Origin of the sequence: Flavobacterium frigidum (assembly GCF_048286735.1) — a bacterium.
Lineage (GTDB): Bacteria > Bacteroidota > Bacteroidia > Flavobacteriales > Flavobacteriaceae > Flavobacterium.
The window spans coordinates 107,309-127,023 of record NZ_JBLVPU010000003.1; the positions used below are offsets into that span (position 1 = coordinate 107,309).

Genomic DNA, 19,715 nt, shown 5'->3' on the forward strand with positions numbered 1-19,715 from the left:
AAATCATTTTTTTAATGAAAATTTCGCCTATAATTTGATATATTTGAATTACTTTTACGAGTTAGTCGGCAAAAAAATAACCACCCGTTAATTACGTTATGATAGAATATTTAGGTTATTTAGCTTCAATTATTATTGGACTCTCCTTAGGATTAATAGGAGGCGGAGGATCGATACTTACTATTCCTATTCTGGTGTATCTTTTTAAAATAGATCCTGAAACTGCGACGAGTTATTCGCTTTTTATAGTAGGAATTACCGCTTTATTTGGATGTGTAAGCCACTACAAAATGGGAAATCTCAAAATAAAATCGGCAATATACTTCGCAGTGCCTTCCGTTTTTTCAATATTAATCATTCGAGAAGTCATTTTTCCAAAAATAGCAGCCACGCTTTTCTCTATCGCTTCGTACCAAGTTTCTAAAAGTTTTCTAATCATGATTGTTTTTTCAGTCCTTATGATAGCCGCAGCCATTGCAATGATTCGAAAGAATAAAACGATCTCAAGCCCAACAAAAACAAATTACACACAACTGGGCATAATAGGATTTCTAGTTGGGATAGTAACGGGATTTCTGGGCGCAGGTGGTGGATTTTTAATCATTCCTGCTTTATTATTTTTTGCAAATTTACCCATGAAACAAGCCGTTGGCACCTCATTGTTGATCATCTTTATAAATTCCAGTATTGGTTTTGGCGGTGATTTGTACATTGGCGCCCCTATTAATTATTCGTTTCTACTAGTTATTTCGGGTATGGCCTTTATCGGAATGCTGATTGGCATCCAACTTTCAAAAAAAATAGATGGAGCAAAACTAAAACCAATCTTTGGTTGGTTCGTATTAGTAATGGGCATGTACATCATTACAAAGGAAATTTTCTTTTAATAAAATCTTAAAGTAACATTTATCACTGTTTATCCTAAAAAACAGAAGTACATTTGTACTATAAATAAAATACTATCATGAAAATTGAACAAATATATACAGGATGTTTAGCGCAAGGTGCCTACTACATTACTTCAAATGGTGAAGCAGCTATTATTGATCCATTACGTGAAACCCAACCTTATCTGGAGCGATTAAAAAGAGATTCGGTACAACTAAAATACATCTTCGAAACTCATTTCCATGCTGATTTTGTCTCTGGACACGTTGATTTAAGCCGAGAAACAGCGGCGCCGATTGTTTTTGGTCCAAATGCTATTTGCGAATTTGACTGCATTACTGCAACAGATGGGCAGGAATTTACCATTGGAAACATCAAAATAAAAGTGTTGCACACTCCAGGACACACGATGGAAAGTTCCACTTATTTGCTAATTGACGAAAACGGAAAAGATCATGCCATTTTCTCTGGGGACACCTTGTTCATTGGTGATGTAGGAAGACCCGATTTAGCACAAAAAGCAGCACACATGACACAAGAGCAATTAGCTGGAATATTATTTCATTCCTTACGTGACAAAGTAATGACCCTGGCAGATGATGTTATTGTTTATCCAGCACATGGTGCAGGAAGTGCTTGTGGTAAAAATATGAGTAAGGAAACCGTATCTACAATTGGCAATCAAAAAACAACAAATTATGCCTTGCGAGCTGATATGAACGAAGCCGAATTTATTCAAGAAGTAACCGATGGTTTGTTGCCTCCTCCAGCCTACTTTGGTATGAATGTGGCGATGAATAAAAAAGGGTACGACAGTTTTGAAAACGTCCTACATTTAGGGATGCGGGCTTTGGCTGTAGTAGAATTTGAAATGGCTGCAGAAGAAACAGCTGCTTTGATTTTGGATACTAGAAAAAACGGAGTATTTGCTAAAGGATTTATTCCTCAATCTATTAATATTGGTATCGATGGTGATTTTGCGCCGTGGGTGGGTGCTTTAATTGCCAATGTAAAACAACCCATTTTAATTGTTTGTGAATTGGGACAAGAGGAAGAAACCGTTACACGATTGAGTCGTGTGGGTTTTGATAACTTAATTGGTCATTTAGCAGGAGGTTTTGATGCTTGGGCAAAAGCTGGAAAAGAGTTTGATACTGTAAATAGGATTTCAGCAGAGCAATTTGCAACAGATGTAAAAATTGGCGAAAGCAAAATAATCGATATTCGCAAAGAAACAGAGTATAGCGCAGAACACATTGAGGATTCCTACAGTAAACCACTCGCCGCAATCAACGACTGGGTGAAAGACATCAATCCGAAAGAACATTTTTACTTACACTGCGCTGGAGGGTATCGCAGCATGATTGCCGCTTCCATTCTAGAGGCACGAGGTTTTAGAAACTTTACGGAAATTGAAGGTGGTTTCAATGCTATTGCAAAAACAAATGTTCCAAAAACAGATTTTGTATGTCAAAGTAAAGTTTTGAAATAATAGCCATTTCAATAGCCATTTCAAAAAAATCAAATTATGGAAGATAAAAAATGTAATGTAGTTTCCAGCGATATATCACTTGACGCATCGTATTGGGAGTCACAATACAAAGCTAAAAAAACCGGATGGGATTTAGGCACAGTATCGCCGCCGATAAAAACTTACATAGATGGTCTTGCAAAACAAAACGCCCGTATTTTAATTCCGGGTTGTGGTAACAGTTATGAAGCTGAATATCTTATAAAAAAAGGATTTACACATATTACGGTAATTGACATTGCACCAACTCTAGCTGCTGTTTTACAAGAAAAGTTCAAAAATAAACCGGAGATTCAAGTGATTCTTGGAGACTTTTTTGAACATCAAGGAGAGTATGATTTTATTCTAGAGCAAACTTTTTTCTGTGCTTTACCTCCAACTATACGACAAAAATACGTACTAAAAATGCACCAACTTTTAGTAAAAGACGGAATTCTAGCAGGCGTATTGTTTGATCGTTATTTTGAATCTGGACCTCCTTTTGGCGGAAGCCAAACCGAATACAACCTACTTTTTAAAGAGGCATTTGATAGCCTTAAAATGGAAACTGCACACAATTCTATTGCACCAAGAGCGAACTCTGAATTGTTTTTCGAACTAAAGAAAAAGTGAGATTGTTATTCAATTATTTACAAGCTGTGCGTTTTATACTTTTCAATAAATAGTATTACTCTTTTTGTAACCATTTGTAAAGTATTTTTTCTAGATCAGATTGAATTATTGGTTTTGGCAAATAATCATCCATACCTGCTTCAAAACACTTTTCTTTATCACCAACCATTATTCCAGCAGTTATGGCAATTATAGGAATATTCTTTGCATCTTCAAACTGTCTTATTTCATCGGTAGCTTCATAACCATTTTTATTTGGCATCTGTATGTCCATCAAAATCACATCTGGCTTTTCTTTGCTATAAATCTCAACTGCTTCATTACCGTCCTTAGCTTCAAAAATAGTACAATTAGTAATAATTCTTTTGATGAGAGTTTTAGCTAAAAGCATATTAATTTTATTGTCTTCGACCAATAATACTTTGATATCAGTCAAAATATTCTCAGCATCCATTGTGCTACCTGCAAGTGTTTGAGTAGATGGAGTACTTGCCTTTTTTTTATGATTCGACTTTTTGACTTTTATAATAAAGTAGAAATCACTTCCATCACCATATTTGCTGATGAGTTGTAATTTACTATCCATCAATGCCAACAACTGGTTTGAAATGGATAGTCCCAATCCCGTACCACCAAATTTTCTATTCGTAGAATTATCCTCTTGAACAAATGAATTGAATATTTTTTCGTTGTTGTCTACTTTTATTCCAATTCCAGTATCTTTTACAGAAAATTTTATGGTCGCCTCATTTTTATCTAAAGGACCAACGGCATCTATATCTAAGCGTATTTCTCCGAAATGGGTGAATTTTATAGCATTACTCAATAAATTCATTACTATTTGTTTCAATCTAACAGAGTCGGCCTGAATATATTGCGGAATAGTACTATCTATGTTTAGAGTTAATGTTATATTTTTTTTGTTGGCCTGAAATTTAAACAGATTAATAACCTGATTGGTTAATTTGTACAAGTTTACTTTTTCAATATCCAACTCTAATTTACCCGATTCAATTTTGGAGAAATCTAAAACATCGTTTACAATTTCCATCAATGAAGTCGCTGATTCATTAATGGTAGTCATGTATTCTGCTTGATCTTTTTTAAGATTAGACTTCATTAACAAATGCGTAAAGCCAATAATTCCGTTTAATGGAGTACGTATTTCATGACTCATATTAGCCAGAAAATCTGTCTTAGCTTTATTGGCTCCCTCGGCTTGCTGTTTTGCACTTATAAGTTCCATTTCCATTACTTTTTGTTCTGTAATATCCATAAAACTAATTACAATTTCAGTAATGTTGCCGTCTTGGTTTAATTCAGGATAGCCATTTACTAGCAACCAAACAGTATCTTCAAGAGTGGAACGTTGGACTCCTGCAGTATAATTTTTAATCGCTTGTTTTGTAGACACAATTTGGTTAACTGGATAATTTTCAACAGCCATAATGGAACTATCTTCATTCAAAAACTTCCATGTTGCATCAATGGCCGTTATGCCTTTCATTTGATCATCAGTTAACCCTAATAATTGTGATGCTTTTTTATTGTTGACAATTATTCCTGTATTCGGTGCATGAACTACAATTCCAGCATCTAAGTTATTTAATAAACCCCTATATCTTTCTTCGCTTTTATAGAGTGCAGAGTCTGCTTCTTTGGCTTTAGTTATATCACGGCATAGACAAATAAAATGCTTCACATCATCCTGGCTATCCAGCATAGGAGCTATTGAGAGCTCAAACCAGTGTATTCCTGTAGCTAGTTGCAAAGTATACTGTCGACCACCAGAAAATCCCTTATGAGCGGCCTCTTCTATTGCTGCCAAAATAATGCTTGAAACTTCTTGTGGTAAGACCTCGGAAAATCTTTTTCCTATAAAAAATTCCGGTGGCATTGTTAAAAGATCAGTGCTTCGAGAGTGATAATTATAAATTTTACCTGTAATATCTAACTCAAACAACAAATCAGGCATGGCACCAAGTATGGCTTCCATTTTTTTATGCATTTTTATAAACTCATCGTTTATTCTTTTTCGCTCTGTTATGTCTCTTACTATAGCTACAATACGCCCATCTGCAATCATTTTTGCAGTAATTTCTGTAGTTATTACAGATCCATTTTTATCAATCATAGTCCGTTCGAGCAATGTTTGCTCCCCGTCTAGCAATTCCTTGAACATTATGGGTCGTATAGAAAGATCATTTTCAAGATATAAATCTCTAACATTCATTGTGCAAAGTTCTTCTTTAGTATAGCCCAACATCTTGCAGGCGCTTTCATTTACTTCCAGAAAATCTCCGTTAATGTCATTTATAAAAATTGCGTCAGAAGCTTGCTCAATTAGACTCTTATATTTTTCTTCACTATTAATTAATTGATTTTTAATATTTTTCAATTCGGTTATCTCGATCATTGCTCCATTTAATCGGATGGCTTTTCCGTTTTTATCTCGAGATATGATTCCTCTGTCATAAAATATCCCGTAAGTACCATCTGCTTTTAGAAAACGAAATTCATCCGACCAAAAAGTAGACGCTCCAGCATAAGAATCCTCTAAATTTTGTATCACTCTATTCCGATCATCAGGGTGCAACCTTGACCGCCACATGATACTATTGTTTTCCCCATTTGGAATAATGCTGCCAAAACCTAAAAGATCAATAAAAGCTTGATTGTTCCAACTTTCGCCAGTGATCAAATCCACTTCGAATACCGCATCATTAGTGGCTGCCGAAATCATTTCAAATCTTTCGTTAGCAATTTTTATTTTTTCTTCTGCTTTTTTTAGGTCAGAAAGATCCAGACCCATTCCTAAAAGACACTTTCTTCCTTCGTATTCAAAAGCATGAGAATTAACATAATAGGGTATTTTATTTTTGTTTTTAGTAAATAATTCTACCTCAATTCCAGGTGACTTTACCTCAAATACAGTTTTTAAACGTTCTCTTATAATCTCTTTAAAATCGGTGTCATAAAAATCAACCGCTTCCATTTGAGCAATTTCATCGGCACTAAACCCGCTTACTCGTTCGAAATTTTTATTCCATTTTACAAAATGTCCAGCGGCATCATAGAGATAAAAAACCCCTGGAAGATTATTGATTATCGTTTCTGATAATCGCTTTTCTCTCAAAATAGTTGCTTCAGCAATTTTACGATCCGTTATATCTGTAATGGTACCAATGTATCCTACAATCTCATTTTTAGTGTTTCGTTCCGGTATTGCTTGCCCCATCACCCAAGCTACAGAGCCGTCTGAGTGAACAAAACGATATTCTGAAAATGATGTTTCTTGCCTATTTAATATTTGGTTCCAGCCGTCCATTAACTTTTTTTTATCGTCCTCATGAATTGCCTTAACCCAACCATCACCTAAAGCTTCTTCAAATGATAAGCCTGAAATTTGAGACCAATACGGATTTACATAAGTTGTACTACCTGCTGCATCAGTACGAAAAATACCTACAGGACAAACTTGGGTTAATGTTTGGTACCGCTGCTCACTCTCCAATATTGCTTCCTCTGCCTTTTTACGTAATGCTTCTTTTTCTAAAACATCTATTGCAAAAGCCACATCGTTAGTAGCTCCTACCAGCAATGCGATTTCTTCATTATCAAAAAAGTTTTTCTCAGTTGCGTAAAAAGTAAAAATTCCAATGATTTTATTGAGTTTTTTAATTGGAACCGTCATTAAAGACCTGTAGTCTCTTGCTAATGCTTCCTCTTTCCATGGACGCATTATTGAATCGTTTTCGATATCGTTGCAAACTACATACTTTTTGTTTTTTATGGCTGTAGCACCAGGACCTCTTCCTTGAGGAGAACTATCATCTACGGTAATGGTTTTGATACTTTCAAGATAGCCTTGATTTTCGCCGGCAACCATTACGGCCTCAACATTTTTAGTTTCTTCGTTGATTAAGCCAAACCAAGACATCTTAAATTTTCCAACTTCAACAGCAATAGTACTAGCCTCTCTAAATAAACTTTCTTGATCCGTAACACGAACAATCATTTGATTCATTTGACTAATAAAGGAGTACAGACGATTTGCTTTAATAATTTTCGCTTCTACTTTTTTATTTTCGGTAACGTCCTTGACGAATCCTAAAAATCTAGAATCAGAAAGTTGAACCATATCGACAAAACAAAATATTTCTGATCCATTTTTATGAATGATTTTAATCTCACTTCTCAGTGCACTTGTTTCCCTCAAAGACTGAAAATTTTGTAGTGTCTTTACAGTGAAATCAGGTGCAGATAAATCGCCAAATTTCTTTTGTAAAAGTTCTGACCTTGAATAACCCGTTAGGTCACAAGCCGCTTGATTTACCTCAATATAATTTCGATCTTGGTCAAATACAAAAACTCCGTCTGGCGCATTTTCAATGTATTGTTTAAACTTAGTTTCGCTTTCTTGCTCAATAACTTGTAACTTATATTTAAGTACAGCATTTTCTGTATCAATAATTTCTTGTTCTATTCTTTTTTTATCTGAAATGTCCTGTGTATTGCCCTGCAAGGCATAAACGTTCCCCTCTTTATCAATTAAAGGTTTAACAATAGCGTGCAACCATTTAGAGTTTTTACTTGATAAAATGACTTTTTGAATAACTTCAAACTCTTGTTTATCACTAATGGCCTGGTACACTTTATTCAGAAAAAAGCTAGAATCTTCTTTTGAAAAAATGTGCAAAAATTCTTGATATAAGTTTTGATGAGGTTTAGCTTCAATTTCATAAATTGAATAAAGCTCTTTTGACCAAATCATTTTATTGTTACTCAAATCAATTTCCCAGCTACCCAGTTTTGCTATTTTTTGTGCATCGTTTAGTAACCTTTCACTTTTACGTAACTCCTCTTGTGCCTGAATAAGTGCTGTAATGTTTCTACCTATTCCATATACAGTCTCTTCCGTTAGGGACGCTGTTAAGGTCCATAAGATCGTTACAATATCTTGATTTTTATTTAAGTAGCGATTTTTGAAATTGATGGATGATTTATTTTGAGACAACAAGTGAAACTCATTTGCAGTTATTTCATGATCCTCTGGATGAATAAACGAAAAAATAGGTTTGGATAAAATTTCGGCTTCAGAGTACTCTAAAATTCTTATAAAAGAAGAATTAATTTTTTTTAAGTAGCCATCAAATCCACAAACAAACATGCAATCCTGAGATCCTTTTAACAAAGATTCAAAGGTATTAGGCAAATCTGTTTTGTTCTTTAATCGATTTATTTCTAATTCTTGGTTTTGAATAGTTTGAAGTAAATCATTGTACGTCGGCTGGGCTTCATTCATGCTAAAATATATAATAAAAACATAAATATAATAAATTATAATATACAACAATATTAGGACAACACTAAAATACAATTCTAAAAATAATTGCTTCTTTTTCTTGGGAAAATGCTATTGTATGCTCGTCAATTTATGTGAAACAATACCAATTGAAAAATGTTAAAAACGAGAATACAAATAGATAGTTATTGATTTCTAATGATTCACAAGAATACCAACACTATAATCGGCTTAGTTTTTGCAAATAGTAATTCAATAGTTAAAATATGAATTTAAACTGTTAAAACATAAAATAACAATTGTTTATGTTTTAACAGAATTTATTTAACAAAAAAATAATACACATTTGTATATACAAGTATAAAATGTGTTACATTTGTATCGACAAATGACGTAATACCTAATTATGAAAATTGAAGAAATCTTAAAATCAACTGTACCAATGGATAACTCCAAAAAAGTTATCTTAAACATTATGTACACCCAAAGTGTCATTACAGAGAATTTTAATGATGTCCTTAAACCTTACGAAATTTCTGGAGAACAGTACAATGTATTGAGAATATTAAGAGGACAAAAAGGCAATCCCGCAAACATGTGCGTCATACAAGAACGAATGTTAGCCAAAACCAGTAATACGACACGATTAGTCGATAAATTATTACTTAAAGAATATGTCACTCGAAAAGTTTGCCTAGAAAACAGGCGGAAGATTGAAGTGTTAATCACACAAAAAGGACTAGATGTTTTAGCGGTATTAGATCCTAAGGTGATTGCTCACGAACAGTTTTTTTCAAAAAATTTACATACCGACGAAATCATTCAATTGAACCAATTATTAGAAAAATTTAGAAATCAATAAAAATCAAATACACATGAACGCATTTTTAGAAAATCAAAACTGGAGATATGCTACGAAAAAATTCGATGCTACAAAAAAAATAACAGCTGAAGATTTAGATATTTTGAAAGAGGCAATCCGCTTAAGTTCCTCCTCCTATGGCTTGCAACCGTACAAAGTAATCCTTGTTGAAAATCCTGAGTTAAGAGCAAAAATACAGCCATCAGCTTGGGGACAATCCCAAATTGTTGAGGCATCACACTTAATCGTTTTTGCAAATGAAATTAATTTTGGTACAACAGGAATTGATGATTACATCAAAAACGCAAGCGAAACAAGAGCAATTCCAGCTGAAAGCCTTCAAGGCTATGCAGACTTCATGAAAGCAAATATCACAGCACTTCCTGAGGATACTCGTAATAACTGGACGGCGAAACAAACCTATTTAGCTTTAGGAAACTTACTCAACGCTGCTGCAGAACTAAAAATAGATGTAACACCAATGGAAGGTTTTGTACCGGCCGAAGTAAATGAAATTCTAGGACTTGAAGCATTAGGCTTAAACGCCACATTGATTGCCACACTTGGTTATAGACATGAAGATGATGCAACGCAGTACTACAAAAAAGTTAGAAAATCAAACGAAGACTTATTCATAACCTTATAATTAGTAATCAAATTCAAACACAAAAACACATGAAAAATTTAAAATCAATTGCTCTAGCATTAGTCGTAGTTTTATCTACCGTTTCCGTAAGCGCGCAAACTAAAAAAGTAGACGTTTCGAAAAGTACCATCAACTGGGTTGGGAAAAAAGTAACAGGATCTCATGAAGGTACAATTAATCTTAAAGATGGTGCCTTAGTATTCAAAGGAAAAAAATTAGTAGGTGGTACATTCGAAGTAGATATGACATCGATGACCGTTACTGACTTAAAAGCAGGTCAAGGAAAAGAAAAATTGGAAGGTCACTTGAAAGCAGATGACTTTTTTGGAACAGATAAATTTGCTACAGCAAGTTTAGTTTTCAAAAAAATAGTGACTAAAACACCAAATGTATACACCGTAACTGGAGACTTAACTATCAAAGGCATCACTAAACCTGTAACTTTTGATTTGGCTACAACTGCAAACACGGCATCTACAAATGTAGTAATTGATAGAACTAAATTTGATATCAAATACGGATCAGGAAGTTTCTTTGACAGCCTAGGTGATAAAGCAATCAATGATGATTTTACTTTAGCTGTGGCCTTGAAATTCTAATTGTAATTTAAAATACAACTCATAAGCCTATCAAGAAATTGATAGGCTTTTTCTATATTAATCCACAGAAAAAGGACGATTACTTTGTATTAATTAGATCTAAAAATAGGAATATAATGCAACTACTATTTCACTTTGTATACTAAAATAATCGATTTAGCACAATCATTAAACTATAATGGCACAAACATAACATCAGTAGGGTATTCGTAATAAACTCATAATATTAGGTAGAAAGTAACTTAACAGTTCACATGTACTTTTGATAAAAAGAAATTTCAAAATCAACAATAAGAACTCAACCTACAAAAATGCATATCATGAAATTAAAACTGACTTTACTTTTAGTACTCTCTTGTGTGTATATACATGCGCAACAACTCAAAGGAATTATAGGACAAGACAACTGGACTAACAACTGGACAAATTTTAAGCCTGCAACTACAGAGTACAATGAGGCAACAACCATACTTACAGGAATAATAAGTAGTGACATGGTTTTGAAACGCACAAATACCTATGTAATGATAGGTGTGGTATATGTTACTAATAAAGCTACACTAACAATTGAGGCCGGAACCGTAATAAGAGGTGATAAACAAACCTGTGGAACCCTCGTAATTACTAAAGGCTCTAAAATTATGGCCGAAGGCAATGAAACAGCACCTATTATTTTTACTTCAAATAGCGTCGCTTTATCAAGAAAACCTGGCGATTGGGGTGGAATTGTAATTCTTGGCGATGCTCCTATTAATAAAATTGGCGGTATCGCTTTTTTAGACTTTAATTTTAATCCAGAAGTTAGCTATTATGGTGGTGCAAATGAAGAGGATAATTCAGGAATTTTAAAATTTGTCCGTATTGAATATTCTGGTAGAAAACTTAAAGAACAAAAAGAACTTAATGGTTTGTCGCTTGCTGGTGTGGGGAATAAAACCACACTTGAAAATATACAAATTAGTTTTTCTAACGACGATTCATTTGAATGTTATGGTGGTAAAACAACTTTAAGCAACATTATATCCTACAGATCAACTGATGATGATTTTGATTTTACCCAAGGAGCACAAGCTAAAATTTCTAATAGTATTGCCATTAGAGATCCATTTTCATCTGATGTTGCAGGTTCTAGATGCTTTGAAATAGACAATTATGATAAAATAGAAAACTGCGATGTTACTAAAAAAGCAACTTCGATCACCGCCAATAACATTACCCTTCTCAATACGCAAGAAAACAATCAAGGACTTGTAAAAGAGGCTATTTACATTAAAGACAAATGTTTTTTAACACTTAACAATAGTGTGATACATGGCTTTTCTGCAGTTGCTATTTTAGATTCAAAAATAGGATACATCAGTGAAAATCTCAATCGAGTTAGTTTTAGAGGCGTAATAGCTAATAATTGCACCGCAAAAATAATTAGTGAAGTACCCGAAAACAATCTTGAAATTGCAAATTGGTACAACAATGCATCTTATGGTTTAGAATACATTACTATTCCAGCATTAGACTTTTTCAATCAACCATCGTTAAAAAAAGCACCCGATTATCGTTTAAGATCTTACACTAGTTTAGCCAGTAAGTAATTAATATTGAATTTAATGCTCGCAAAATCACAACTTTTGCATTTATAACAAATTAAAGTGTAAAATTTATTTAATTTTATTTTAAAATGTATAATAATTGAATTTTCATTTATATATTTGCAATAACTAAATAAACAATGAACACAATTTTAAACAACACTTGGTGGTGGAACAATTTACGTCAGTCGTCGTGAACTAAGCTCCTATAGTATCATTTAAACTATAAATATAAAAGGCTTGTCATCACGACAAGCCTTTTTTTTTGCATGTACTTATTCGTAAAACCAACATTAAAAAAATAGCAATTGAAATCATTTACATTACATACCCATTACAAACAAATCCTAGCTGATACGATCACTCCAGTGAGTGTGTATTTCAAGATTCGGGATAAATTCCCAAATAGTCTGTTGCTCGAAAGCAGTGATTATCATGGCAATGACAACAGTTTCTCATACATCTGTTGCAATCCTATAGCTTCTATCAAAATTGAAAATGAAATAGTTTATAAAACATTTCCTGATGGAACCAATGAAAAAATTATCATTGACGGGACAACTGATATTCCAGCTTTGATTCAAGAATTTTCAGAACAATTTAAATCGGAGAAAAACAAATTCAAATTCATCAACAATGGCTTGTTTGGTTACATCTCCTATGATGCCGTTCGCTATTTTGAGAAAGTAACTATAGCTAAAAAAGAAAACAGCAACACCATTCCGGATGTGTATTATGCTGTATACCAAAATATCATTGCCATCAATCATTTCAAAAACGAAGCGTATATTTTTTGCCACAGCTTAGATGGTAAAAACAACATTTCAGAAATCGAGCAATTATTACAATCTAGAAATATAGCTTCTTATAAATTTTCGAAAGAAGGAGAAGGATTTTCTAATTTAAGTGATGAAGAATTCAAACATAATGTGGCTTTAGCCAAAAAACATTGTTTTCGTGGTGATGTATTTCAATTGGTTTTATCACGAAGGTTTACCCAAAGCTTTAAAGGAGATGAATTTAATGTGTACCGTGCGTTGCGCAGTATAAATCCATCGCCTTATTTATTCTTTTTTGATTACGGTGATTTCAAAATATTTGGCTCTTCGCCAGAAGCGCAAATAATTGTCAAAGATCGTAAGGCTGAAATTCACCCCATAGCAGGAACTTTCAAGCGAACGGGTGACGATGAAAAAGATGCTGATCTTGCGAAACAATTATCCGAAGACCAGAAAGAAAATAGTGAACATGTTATGCTGGTTGACTTAGCACGAAATGATTTAAGCCGCAACGGACATGATGTACAAGTAGAAAAATACAGAGAAGTACAATTCTTTTCGCATGTGATTCACTTGGTTTCAAAAGTAACGGGCTATTTACATGAAAAAGCTACAACCATGCAAGTTGTTGCTGATACATTTCCAGCAGGAACTTTGAGTGGCGCACCAAAACACAGAGCCATGCAATTGATTGAGGAATACGAAAAAACCAATCGTAATTTTTATGGTGGAGCAATTGGTTTCATGGATTTTGAAGGTAACTTTAACCATGCTATAATGATCCGAACTTTCCTGAGCAAAAACCACCAATTGCATTGTCAAGCTGGAGCCGGAATAGTCGCTGGTTCTGATGAAGAAAATGAAATGCAAGAAGTGTATAACAAACTAAGGGCGTTGAATGCAGCGTTGGATTTAGCAGAGACGATATAAATCTTATCCCCTCCCGAAGCTTCGGGACTCCCCGAAGGGAAGGGAGCCAAATCTATAAAAATTAGCAACTTATGAAGTTGTAAATAAAAATAACAATTAAAAAACCTATTTACCCCAATAGGTACTCCCCTCCTTTGGAGGGGTTGGGGGAGGAAAATGAAAAAAATACTAGTCATAGATAATTACGATAGTTTCACGTATAATTTGGTGCATTACCTAGAGGATTTGAATTGTGAAGTTACCGTTTACAGGAACGACGAATTCGAAATTGATGAAATAGCCCATTTTGATAAAATACTACTTTCTCCAGGTCCTGGAATTCCAGAAGAAGCGGGCTTGCTAAAAGAAGTCATAAAAAAATATGGTCCTACTAAAAGTATTTTTGGTGTTTGTTTAGGACAACAAGCCATTGGCGAAGTCTATGGAGGAACACTTTATAATCTTGATAAAGTCTATCATGGGGTTTCCTCATTGGTAAAAACAGCGGTAACCGATGAGCATTTATTTGAAGGACTAGGTAGTGAATTTGAAGTCGGACGTTATCACTCTTGGGTTGTTGACACCAACTTGCCTGATGTATTAGAAGCGACTTCATTTGATGAAAACGGACAAGTAATGTCCTTACGTCATAAAACATACGATGTGCGCGGCGTACAATTTCATCCTGAAAGTGTATTAACACCAAATGGAAAAAAAATATTAGAAAATTGGGTGAAAAATTAGTCATAAAGTCCAATGTTATAATGTCGAAAGACTTTAAGACTTTAGACTTTCAACTTTAAGACATATATAAAAATGAAAAATATATTAAACAGACTCATCAATCACGAAATACTTTCGCAAGAAGAAGCAAAAAACGTATTGGTTAACATATCGAACGGAGGGTACAACACGAGTCAAATTGCTTCGTTTCTCACCGTATACATGATGCGTAGCATTAGTATCGATGAGCTGGCAGGATTTCGAGAAGCCTTACTTGAATTGTGTATTCGCATTGATTTATCCGCATATAATGCAATTGATTTATGCGGTACAGGTGGTGATGGAAAAGACACTTTTAACATTTCTACTTTGGCTTCATTTGTAGCAGCAGGCGCAGGAATAACGGTAGCAAAGCACGGAAATTACGGTGTTTCCTCTATTTCAGGATCTAGTAATGTTATGGAAAAAATGGGAATCAAATTCAGTAATGATCCTGATTTCTTAGAAAAATGTATTGACAAGGCGGGAATTTGTGTTCTACATGCACCCCTTTTTCACCCAGCTATGAAAAATGTAGGCCCAATTCGAAAAGAATTAGCAGTGAAAACATTTTTTAATATGTTGGGTCCCATGGTGAATCCTGCCTTTCCAAAAAATCAATTAGTTGGTGTTTTCAACCTTGAATTAGCTAGAATGTATGCTTATTTATATCAAAATACCGATGTGAATTTCACCATTTTACATTCGCTTGACGGGTACGATGAGATTTCCTTGACCAGTCCTACAAAGACAATTACCAGCACCATGGAAGGTATGCTGCTTCCAGAAGACTTTGGTGTTTCACTTTTAAAGCAAAGCGAAATCAAAGGCGGAACAACAATTGAAGATTCGGCTGACATGTTTATCAATATTATTTCTGGAAAAGGAACTGAAGCGCAAAACAATGTAGTTTGTGCCAATGCTGCAATGGCCATTGCGACCGTAACAAAATGTACTCCTTTAGAAGGATTTCAAATAGCGAAAGAAAGTTTATTATCCGGAAAAGGACTTTTATCTTTGAACAAATTGAAAGAATTGAGTAAATAAAAAAGTTTAAAGTTTAAGGTTTAAAGTTGTTGATTTCCCACAACTTGAAACTTTAAACAAAGTAAACTTTAAACAAAAAATTAAGAATGAACATTTTAGATAAAATCATAATTGACAAAAAACGAGAAGTCATTCTCAAGAAATCAATCATACCGGTTGCGCAACTGGAATCATCGGTTTTTTTTGAAAAAAAGACGATTTCCTTACGTAATAATTTAATAAACAGCACGTCAGGGATTATTGCCGAACACAAACGTCGTTCGCCTTCTAAAGCCGAAATCAATTACAGTTTTACCGTCGAAGAAGTGACTAAAGGCTACGAAAATGCTGGTGCTTGCGGAATTTCGGTATTGACAGACGGGAAGTACTTTGGTGGTTCACTAGACGACTTACTTTTGGCTAGAGCTACAGTAAACATTCCGCTATTGCGAAAAGAATTTATTGTGGATGAATACCAAATCCTAGAAGCCAAAGCGTATGGAGCTGATTTAATTTTGCTAATTGCAGCGGTTTTAACTAGAGAAGAAATCAAATCATTATCTGAATTTGCTAAAAATTTAGGCCTTGAAGTCTTACTAGAGGTACACAACCTTGAAGAACTAGAAAAATCGATAATGCCTACTTTAGACATGATTGGAGTCAATAATAGAAATTTAAAAACATTTGAGGTGAGTTTAGATTTCAGTAAGCAATTGGCAGATCACATCCCAAATGATTTTGTAAAAGTTTCTGAAAGTGGGATTTCATCCATAGAAGCCATCAACGAACTAAGACCATACGGATATAAAGGATTTTTGATAGGTGAAAATTTTATGAAAACGGATAATGCTGGTAAAGCAGCCACGGAATTTATATTAAAACTGTAACGATGAAACTCAAAATATGTGGCATGAAATATCCCGACAATATTATCGAAGTAGGTTCGCTCCTACCCGATTATTTGGGATTTATATTCTGGGAAAATTCAACTCGCTATTTTGACGGTATTATTCCAGAACTACCGCAGTCGATCAAGAAAGTCGGAGTTTTTGTTAACGAAAGCAGCAGCGTAATTTTGGCGAAAGCCCAGAAATACAATTTACAAGCCATTCAATTACACGGTCACGAATCAGTAGCATTTTGTTCTGATTTAAGGCTTGCAATAGGAAATGAAATCGAGATTATAAAAGTTTTTTCGGTTGGTACTGATTTTGATTTTGAAGTTTTACAACCCTTTGAAGCGGTTTGCGACTATTTCCTTTTTGATACCAAAGGGAAATTACCTGGCGGAAACGGAACCACATTCGACTGGAAAGTATTAGAAAAATATCCCTCCAGCAAACCATTTTTCTTGAGTGGAGGAATTGGAATAGAAGAAATCGAAGCAGTTAGAGAAATAGCAAAAACCAATTTACCGCTTTATGCCATTGATGTAAACAGTAAATTTGAAATAGAACCAGGATTAAAAGACAAAACAACATTAAAAAAGTTTCAACATAACTTGAAACTTTAAACTTTTTAAACTTTAAACAAAATGAGTTACAACGTCAACGAGAAAGGTTATTACGGAGATTTTGGAGGTGCTTTCATACCTGAAATGTTATATCCAAATGTAGAAGAATTGCGTCAAAATTATTTAAAAATTACTGCTGAACCTTCTTTTCAAGCAGAATTTGATGATTTGCTGAAGGAATATGTAGGTCGCCCTACGCCGCTGTATTTTGCAAAACGCTTGTCTGAGGAATACAATACTAAAATCTACCTCAAGAGGGAAGATTTGTGTCACACAGGCGCGCATAAAGTCAACAATACGATAGGCCAAATTTTATTAGCGAAACGTTTAGGCAAAACCCGCATCATTGCTGAGACTGGAGCTGGACAACATGGTGTTGCAACCGCAACAGTGTGTGCCTTAATGGGGTTAGAATGTATTGTATACATGGGGGAAGTCGACATCAAGCGACAGGCTCCAAATGTAGCACGTATGAAAATGTTAGGAGCCGAAGTTCGTCCCGCTAAATCGGGTTCAAAAACCCTGAAAGATGCTACTAATGAAGCCATTCGCGATTGGATCAATAATCCAGTAGACACCTATTATATCATTGGATCTGTTGTAGGACCACATCCGTATCCTGATATGGTGGCGCGTTTTCAAAGTGTAATTTCAAAAGAAATTAAAGAGCAATTATTAGAAAAAGAAGGACGCGAAAACCCAGATTACGTAGTGGCTTGCGTAGGAGGCGGAAGCAATGCCGCAGGTACCTATTATCATTTTCTAGACCATGAGGACGTAAATATTATTGCGGTTGAAGCAGCTGGTTTAGGAGTAGATTCAGGTGAAAGTGCTGCAACATCAGCGCTAGGAAAAGTAGGTGTCATTCACGGAAGCAAAACGTTGTTAATGCAAACCACTGATGGCCAAATAACCGAGCCATATTCGATTTCTGCCGGTTTAGATTATCCGGGAGTTGGACCTATGCACGCAAATTTATTTGCCACAGGTAGAGCACAATTTATTTCTATAACCGATGAACAAGCAATGGATTGGGGAATTAAATTATCTAAAATGGAAGGCTTAATTCCGGCCATAGAAAGCGCGCATGCTTTTGCCGTACTAGATGAAATGAAGTTCAAACCAGAGGATATTGTGGTCATCAACCTTTCTGGTCGTGGCGACAAAGATTTGAATACGTATATTGATTATTTCAAATTATAACAAAAGCATAATTAGGGCGTTCCCCGCGGGTCGGGCTGTGCGCTGTATCTTTTTCATGGCAGTAAAAGCCATGAAAAAGGATGCCGCTTCCATCCCTAACGCATACCAATAACGATACAAATACTTTTTATGGAACAGCTATTCTCCTACGGAACATTGCAGTCAAAAGAAATTCAGATGCAGGTTTTTAATAAACTATTAAGCGGAATTGAAGACCAGCTTGCAGGATACAAATTAAAAGATTTACAAATAGAAGAAGAATTTGGAATGGAAGATTATTTTGTAGCCATGCCTAGTGAAAATCCTTCGGATGCGATTCATGGAATTGCGTTTACTGTCTCTAGCGAAGATTTGATGAAAGCAGATCAATTTGAATCGAATGCCTACAAAAGAATTCAAATAACATTGCAGTCCGGAACAAAAGCTTGGATCTATATTGAAAGTTAAGTGCCTTGCAAAATAACTGCTCTTAAAACAGCTTATAAAGTATTGAAATTAAATTTATTACCTTAAAACTAAAACCCACAAGGTTTTGAAAGCCTTGCTAGAATACATAAAAAATAGTACAATGAACAGAATAAATCAAAAATTACAAGAAACTAAAAAAATACTTTCCATCTATTTTTCAGCAGGATATCCTAGTCTAAATGATACAGTACAAATCATTGAAGACCTTGAAAAAAATGGAGTAGACATGATAGAAATTGGATTGCCGTTTAGTGATCCTTTGGCTGACGGACCTACCATTCAAGAGAGTTCTACACAAGCGTTGCATAACGGTATGACTACACAAGTTCTTTTTGATCAATTAAAAGACATCCGAAAAACAGTTTCTATTCCGCTCATCATCATGGGATATTTCAACCCAATGTTGCAATTTGGTATTGAAAATTTCTGCAAAGAGTGCGCTGCCATTGGTATTGATGGATTAATAATTCCTGATCTTCCCGTTGATGTGTACGCAGATGAATACAAAACAATTTTTGAAAAATATGGCTTGAAAAACATTTTCTTAATCACACCACAAACGTCTGTTGAACGCATTCATTTTATTGATAGTGTTTCCGATGGTTTTATTTATATGGTGAGTTCAGCGAGTGTTACAGGATCACAAACCGGTTTTGGAAGCGCACAAGAAGATTATTTCAAACGTATTGCGGACATGAATCTAAAAAATCCACAAGTAATAGGATTTGGAATCAACAACAAAGAAACTTTTGAGCAAGCCACACAATTTGCCAAAGGTGCTATTATTGGTAGTGCTTTTATTCAGGATTTAACAAAAAATGGAACCGGAAAAATTGACGCTTTCGTTGAAGCGATTCGATAAACTTTTTTTATACTAGCAGGAAAACGGTGTTTAATCGAGATTTAAACACCGTTTTTTTGTAACAACCTGAAATATAGTCTCAATTACTGTTGATTAAAATATCTAAGGTCTATAAAACTAGAGTTAATAGGTACTTAGTTCGCTAGCCCGATGGGTCTCAAAAT

The 19,715-nt window shown here is 34.6% G+C and carries 16 protein-coding genes; 15 read left to right on the plus strand and 1 reads right to left on the minus strand.

The features are described 5' to 3' along the window. The first annotated feature begins 101 nt into the window (after positions 1-101). The 3 genes from ACNQGO_RS03075 (at position 102) to ACNQGO_RS03085 (ending at position 3,031) form a co-directional block, all read left to right on the plus strand. Complete coding sequence (locus ACNQGO_RS03075; RefSeq protein WP_417984181.1) at positions 102-887, plus strand: sulfite exporter TauE/SafE family protein; 786 nt, start codon at positions 102-104, stop codon at positions 885-887. Positions 888-964: 77 nt separating this feature from the next. Beyond that, entirely contained in the window at positions 965-2,380 is a 1,416-nt protein-coding gene (locus tag ACNQGO_RS03080) for an MBL fold metallo-hydrolase (RefSeq protein WP_417984117.1), read from the plus strand. 36 nt (positions 2,381-2,416) lie between these two features. Continuing rightward, complete coding sequence (locus ACNQGO_RS03085) at positions 2,417-3,031, plus strand: methyltransferase domain-containing protein (RefSeq protein ID WP_417984118.1); 615 nt, start codon at positions 2,417-2,419, stop codon at positions 3,029-3,031. A gap of 55 nt (positions 3,032-3,086) precedes the next feature. On the opposite strand, the gene ACNQGO_RS03090 is transcribed toward ACNQGO_RS03085, so the two are convergent. Beyond that, positions 3,087-8,336 carry a PAS domain S-box protein gene (locus ACNQGO_RS03090; RefSeq protein ID WP_417984119.1) on the minus strand — a complete coding sequence of 1,750 codons (5,250 nt, stop codon included), beginning with the start codon at positions 8,334-8,336 and terminating at the stop codon, positions 3,087-3,089. Positions 8,337-8,742: 406 nt separating this feature from the next. Here ACNQGO_RS03090 and ACNQGO_RS03095 point away from each other — a divergent pair, with 406 nt between their 5' ends. The 12 genes from ACNQGO_RS03095 (at position 8,743) to trpA (ending at position 19,551) form a co-directional block, all read left to right on the plus strand. After that, positions 8,743-9,198 carry a MarR family winged helix-turn-helix transcriptional regulator gene (locus ACNQGO_RS03095; RefSeq protein WP_417984120.1) on the plus strand — a complete coding sequence of 152 codons (456 nt, stop codon included), beginning with the start codon at positions 8,743-8,745 and terminating at the stop codon, positions 9,196-9,198. 13 nt (positions 9,199-9,211) lie between these two features. Then, positions 9,212-9,844, plus strand: coding sequence for an NAD(P)H-dependent oxidoreductase (locus tag ACNQGO_RS03100; protein ID WP_417971544.1), 633 nt, complete (start codon positions 9,212-9,214; stop codon positions 9,842-9,844). Between the two features lie 29 nt (positions 9,845-9,873). Beyond that, positions 9,874-10,443, plus strand: a complete 570-nt coding sequence (locus tag ACNQGO_RS03105; protein WP_417971546.1) for a YceI family protein — start codon at positions 9,874-9,876, stop codon at positions 10,441-10,443. 320 nt (positions 10,444-10,763) lie between these two features. Then, positions 10,764-12,032 carry a hypothetical protein gene (locus tag ACNQGO_RS03110; protein ID WP_417971548.1) on the plus strand — a complete coding sequence of 423 codons (1,269 nt, stop codon included), beginning with the start codon at positions 10,764-10,766 and terminating at the stop codon, positions 12,030-12,032. A 305-nt stretch (positions 12,033-12,337) separates the two neighbouring features. After that, on the plus strand, positions 12,338-13,738 hold the full coding sequence (locus ACNQGO_RS03115; protein ID WP_417971550.1) for an anthranilate synthase component I family protein: 1,401 nt from the start codon (positions 12,338-12,340) through the stop codon (positions 13,736-13,738). Between the two features lie 156 nt (positions 13,739-13,894). Further along, complete coding sequence (locus ACNQGO_RS03120) at positions 13,895-14,461, plus strand: anthranilate synthase component II (RefSeq protein WP_417971552.1); 567 nt, start codon at positions 13,895-13,897, stop codon at positions 14,459-14,461. Between the two features lie 72 nt (positions 14,462-14,533). Continuing rightward, positions 14,534-15,526 carry an anthranilate phosphoribosyltransferase gene (gene trpD, locus ACNQGO_RS03125; RefSeq protein ID WP_417971554.1) on the plus strand — a complete coding sequence of 331 codons (993 nt, stop codon included), beginning with the start codon at positions 14,534-14,536 and terminating at the stop codon, positions 15,524-15,526. A gap of 86 nt (positions 15,527-15,612) precedes the next feature. Next, positions 15,613-16,392, plus strand: a complete 780-nt coding sequence (gene trpC, locus ACNQGO_RS03130; RefSeq protein ID WP_417984121.1) for an indole-3-glycerol phosphate synthase TrpC — start codon at positions 15,613-15,615, stop codon at positions 16,390-16,392. Between the two features lie 2 nt (positions 16,393-16,394). Then, the gene (locus ACNQGO_RS03135; RefSeq protein ID WP_417984122.1) at positions 16,395-17,018 is read left to right on the plus strand and encodes a phosphoribosylanthranilate isomerase; all 624 of its coding nucleotides are present in this window, start codon (positions 16,395-16,397) and stop codon (positions 17,016-17,018) included. Between the two features lie 21 nt (positions 17,019-17,039). Next, entirely contained in the window at positions 17,040-18,221 is a 1,182-nt protein-coding gene (trpB, locus tag ACNQGO_RS03140; protein WP_417971560.1) for a tryptophan synthase subunit beta, read from the plus strand. Positions 18,222-18,350: 129 nt separating this feature from the next. Continuing rightward, positions 18,351-18,668, plus strand: a complete 318-nt coding sequence (locus ACNQGO_RS03145; RefSeq protein WP_417948038.1) for a gamma-glutamylcyclotransferase family protein — start codon at positions 18,351-18,353, stop codon at positions 18,666-18,668. A gap of 121 nt (positions 18,669-18,789) precedes the next feature. After that, positions 18,790-19,551 (plus strand): tryptophan synthase subunit alpha, encoded by a 762-nt coding sequence (trpA, locus tag ACNQGO_RS03150; RefSeq protein WP_417978486.1) that lies wholly within the window; start codon positions 18,790-18,792, stop codon positions 19,549-19,551. Positions 19,552-19,715 lie beyond the last annotated feature (164 nt).